Source organism: Pseudonocardia sp., assembly GCF_025965585.1.
Lineage (GTDB): Bacteria > Actinomycetota > Actinomycetes > Mycobacteriales > Pseudonocardiaceae > Pseudonocardia.
On the sequence record NZ_JAOPWR010000016.1, the window covers coordinates 1 to 4,390 of the forward strand.

Below are 4,390 nucleotides of genomic sequence, written 5' to 3' on the forward strand. Positions count from 1 at the left end.
GCGGGCGGCCGCGGGGAACGCGGCGGCCGCGGCGACGACCCGTGCGGTGGTCCCGCCGGTCCGCGGTCCGGGACGCCCCGTCATGACCACGTCGGCGAGCTCGTCGCGGAGCGCCTGCGCGGCAGGCAGCCACGCGAGGCACGACCGGTTGCGGGTGCGGCGCAGCCACTCCCCGCCGTCCGCCGCGGTCCCCGCTGCCCGCCCCGGCAGGCCGGCCAGCATCTTCTCCGCCCTGCGGGCCGCGGTGTCGGGCTGCAGGTAGTCCTCGACGATCTGCACCGCTGCGGACGCCAGCAGAAAAGCGTCCAGCCATTCCCGGGCGAGCACGCGGTCCCTCAGCTCCGCGCAGACCTCGTCCAGGTTCAGCAGAAGATCAGTCAACCGCAGGCCCGCCGACAGCGGACGATCCAACCCGAGCACAGTTCTCGACCCCATTCCGGCCTGGTTCGACCATGTCCTCAACATCGAGACCAACGCCTGGTGAACGAGATGGTGACACAATTCGACCGATCAGTTGACGTCGTCTCCCGCAGAATGTCGGATTCATGAGGAAATGCCTTGGCGGAACAGCAAGAACAGGGTTAAACAGGGTTAGGAGACGGCAAATTCAACGGTGCGAGCGCCCTGCCTGGTCGCGGCACAGTTGCCGACAGGTGATGTTCGCCTACCCGCGTGTCGTGGGAACCTCTCCGCGCCGGTAGTCCCGTTCGTCCCGTCCGCCCGACAGGATTCACGGTGGACCGGGCCCGTGGGGCCCGCAGAGTCGACCCGCGCAGGGACGAGGAGCCACCATGAACGCCCCGTACGGGCCGCCGCCCCAGGACCCCCGCTTCGCCCGGCAGCAGCCCTACCCCCAGCAGCCCTATCCGCAGCCCCACGGCCCGGGCGGCGGGCAGCCGCCCTACGGGCCGCCGCCGCAGCAGGCCGGGCCCCCGCCCGGCCCACCCCGCAAGAGCTCGACCGGCAGGATCCTGCTGATCGCCGCGGCCGTGTTCGTGGTGCTGGTCGTGGTGGCAGGCTTCGCGGTGACCAGGCTGGTCGGCGGCATCGCAGACAAGGTCGGCGGCCTCGCGGGCGGCACGGGCGCAGGCTGCGACGCCGTCGCTGCCGCCGATGTGGACGCCGCGCTGGGCGGTAGCTACGACCTCGTCCAGCTCGGCGGCGGCATCGGGGCGATGGCCGCGCCCGTGCTCGACTCCCGGGTGCTGGCCGGCGCCCCCACCACGTGCTGGGCCGTCGAGAGCGGCGACTCCTCGGGCAGGCTGGCACGCATCGCCCGGTACTCCGGTGCCGACGCCACCGCCCGGTTCGCGCAGGAGAAGACCACCGCCAAGGGCACCACCGAGGAGCGGGGCAACGGGCTCTCGGTCTCCACCGACGGCTACCTCGGCCCGGACGTCCAGGCGGGCGACGAGGCGTTCTGCACCACGGGGGACATGCTGGGCTCGGCCGGTGCGCTGGTGCGGCGCGGCGACACGCTGGTCTACGTGTCCACGACCGCCGCCGGCGACGGCGCGGCGTCGGTGCCCCAGATCGGCGTCGACGACAGCGGGACGGTCGGGTTCGCCACGGACGCGGCGAACTGCAGGCTCGCGGTGGCGCTCGCGGCGAAGGTGAGCTGAGACACCGGTCAGCTGACACACCGGTAACGGGGGACACCGGTGATCGGGCGGCGTCTCCGATCGGGCGGGCCGTACTCTGGAGTCTCCCGATCAGAGAGTGGTGAAGCGGTGACCCGCGTGTCGAACGAGGCCGCCCGGCGCCGGACGTTCGCGGTGATCAGCCACCCCGACGCCGGCAAGTCGACGCTGACCGAGGCGTTGGCCCTGCACGCGTCGGCGATCGACACCGCGGGCGCCGTGCACGGCAAGTCCGGGCGCGCCGGCGTCACGTCGGACTGGATGGAGATGGAGCGCAAGCGCGGCATCTCCATCACGTCCGCGGTGCTGCAGTTCTCCTACCGCGACCATGTGATCAACTTGCTCGACACCCCCGGTCACGGCGACTTCTCCGAGGACACCTACCGCGTCCTCGCCGCCGTCGACGCCGCGGTGATGCTGCTCGACGCCGCGAAGGGCCTGGAGCCGCAGACGCTCAAGCTGTTCGACGTCTGCCGCGCCCGGGGGATCCCGGTGCTCACGTTCGTCAACAAGTGGGACCGCCCCGGCCGCGAGGCGCTGGAGCTGCTCGACGAGGTGGAACAGACGATCGGGCTGCGGCCGATGCCGATCACGTGGCCGCTGGGCATCGCCGGCGACCTGCGCGGCGTCGTCGAGGTCGAGACGGGGGAGCTGCGCCGCTACACGCGCACCGCGGGCGGAGCCACGCGCGGCGAGGTCACGATCGTGCCCGGCGAGCAGGCCGCCGCGGAGGAGCCCGACCACTGGCCTGTCGCGCAGGAGGAGATCGCGCTGCTGGAGGAGATCGGCGCCGGGTTCGACGAGAAGGACTTCCTCGCCGGCACCGCCACCCCCGTGCTGTTCGGCGCGGCCATCCAGGGCGTCGGCGTCGGGCGGCTGCTCGACGCGCTGGTGGACCTCGCGCCCGCCCCGGAGCCCCGCGAGGACGCCGACGGCAACCCGCGTGCGCTCGACACCCCGCTCGCCGGGCTCGTGTTCAAGGTGCAGGCCGGCATGGACCGCTCCCACCGCGACCGCATGGCGTTCGTCCGCATCGCGTCGGGCCGGTTCGAGCGGGGCATGGTGCTCACCCACGCGGCCACCGGGCGCCCGTTCGCCACGAAGTACGCGCAGGCCGTCTTCGGCCAGCAGCGCACCACGGTGGAGGAGGCGTTCCCGGGCGACATCGTCGGCCTGGTCAACGCCGGTGCGCTGCGTCCGGGCGACACGCTCTACGAGGCCGATCCCGTGCAGTTCCCGGCCATTCCGAGCTTCTCGCCGGAGTACTTCTCGGTGGCCCGAGGCGCCGACGCCGGGCGGTTCAAGCAGTTCCGCCGCGGAATCGAGCAGCTCGACTCCGAGGGCGTCATCCAGGTGCTGCGCTCGGACCTGCGTGGCGACCAGAGCCCGGTGCTCGCCGCCGTCGGACCGCTGCAGTTCGAGGTGGTCTCGAGCCGGATGGCCGACGAGTTCGGTGCGCCCGTCCTGCTGGACACGCTGGGCTACTCGATCACCCGGCGCACCGATGCCGAGGGCGCCGAGCTGCTCGCCGACCAGGCCGAGGTGGAGGTCCTGGAGCGCCGCTCCGACGGCGCGCTGCTGGCGGTGTTCGTCAACAAGTGGCGGCTGGAGACGTTCCGCCGCAAGTACCCGGACATGCGCCTGGACCCGCTGCCCGCCGGCTCCGCGGACCACTGACCCGTGCCCTCGGAGGCGGGTCGCCGGTGACACCCGACGCGTTCAACGCCCTCACGTCCGACGCCGCGGAGCAGGAGCTGCTGGCGGTCTGCGCGGCGCCGCGGTGGGCCGCGCAGGTGGCGGCCGGGCGGCCCTACGCCTCCGCTGACGCGCTGCAGGACGCCGCCGCCGCGGCGCTGACCGACGCCGACCTCGACGCGGCGACGGCCGGGCACCCCCGCATCGGCGACCGTGTGGGGTCCGGTGCGTCCGCGCGCGAGCAGGCCGCCGTCGGGTCGGCGGGCGACGACGTGCGCGCCGCGCTGGCCGCGGGCAACCGTGCCTACGAGGAGCGGTTCGGGCACCGCTACCTGGTGTGTGCGAGCGGTCGCAGTGCCGAGGACCTCCTCGGCACCCTGCATGTCCGGCTCGGCAACGACCCCGCCACCGAACGTGACGTCGCGTTGACCGAGTTGGCCGCCATCAACCGGATCCGGTTGGGCAGGCTGTTCGGATGAGCCTGTCCACCCACGTCCTCGACGCCGCGGCGGGGCGGCCGGCGGTGGGTGTCCCCGTCCGGTTGGAGCAGGGGTCCGCGGTGCTCGCGGACGCCGTCACCGACGCCGACGGCAGGGTCACCGGGCTGGACCTCCCTCGGGCGGGCACCTACCGCCTGACCTTCGACACGGGCACCTGGTTCGCCGCCACCGGCACCACGGCCTTCTACCCGGAGGTGACCGTGGCGTTCACCGTCACCGATCCGGCGCAACACCACCACGTGCCGCTGCTGCTGTCGCCGTTCGCCTACTCCACCTACCGCGGGAGCTGACATGGGAATCGTGCTCGGGCCCAACCAGTACGGGAAGGCGGAGAGCCGCCTCGTCCGGATCTACCGCGACACCCCGCGCCACGAGATCCGCGACGTGAACGTCTCCAGTGCGCTGCGCGGCGACTTCTCCGCGGCGCACCTGCACGGCGACCAGTCGCGGGTGCTGCCCACCGACACCCAGAAGAACACCGCGTACGCGTTCGCGAAGTCGAAGGGGCTCGAGTCGATCGAGTCGTTCGCGCTGACGCTGGCCCACCACTTCGTC

The 4,390-nt window shown here is 72.8% G+C and carries 5 protein-coding genes and 1 pseudogene; 5 read left to right on the plus strand and 1 reads right to left on the minus strand.

What is annotated here, in order from left to right; translation table 11 throughout:
• Positions 1 to 381 (minus strand): hypothetical protein (locus JWR81_RS00805; RefSeq protein ID WP_297645403.1); only part of this gene is annotated, 381 nt, incomplete at its 3' end.
• 410 nt (positions 382 to 791) lie between these two features.
• Here JWR81_RS00805 and JWR81_RS00810 point away from each other — a divergent pair.
• From JWR81_RS00810 to JWR81_RS00830, 5 genes and pseudogenes are all read left to right on the plus strand, one after another.
• Positions 792 to 1,622, plus strand: coding sequence for a hypothetical protein (locus tag JWR81_RS00810; protein WP_297645405.1), 831 nt, complete (start codon positions 792 to 794; stop codon positions 1,620 to 1,622).
• 108 nt (positions 1,623 to 1,730) lie between these two features.
• Positions 1,731 to 3,317, plus strand: coding sequence for a peptide chain release factor 3 (locus JWR81_RS00815; RefSeq protein ID WP_297645408.1), 1,587 nt, complete (start codon positions 1,731 to 1,733; stop codon positions 3,315 to 3,317).
• A 26-nt stretch (positions 3,318 to 3,343) separates the two neighbouring features.
• Complete coding sequence (uraD, locus tag JWR81_RS00820; protein WP_297645411.1) at positions 3,344 to 3,814, plus strand: 2-oxo-4-hydroxy-4-carboxy-5-ureidoimidazoline decarboxylase; 471 nt, start codon at positions 3,344 to 3,346, stop codon at positions 3,812 to 3,814.
• Complete coding sequence (gene uraH, locus JWR81_RS00825; protein ID WP_297645413.1) at positions 3,811 to 4,125, plus strand: hydroxyisourate hydrolase; 315 nt, start codon at positions 3,811 to 3,813, stop codon at positions 4,123 to 4,125. Before uraD ends, uraH begins: the two co-directional genes overlap by 4 nt.
• Position 4,126: 1 nt before the next feature.
• Positions 4,127 to 4,390: pseudogene (locus JWR81_RS00830) on the plus strand (urate oxidase); the annotation flags it as partial.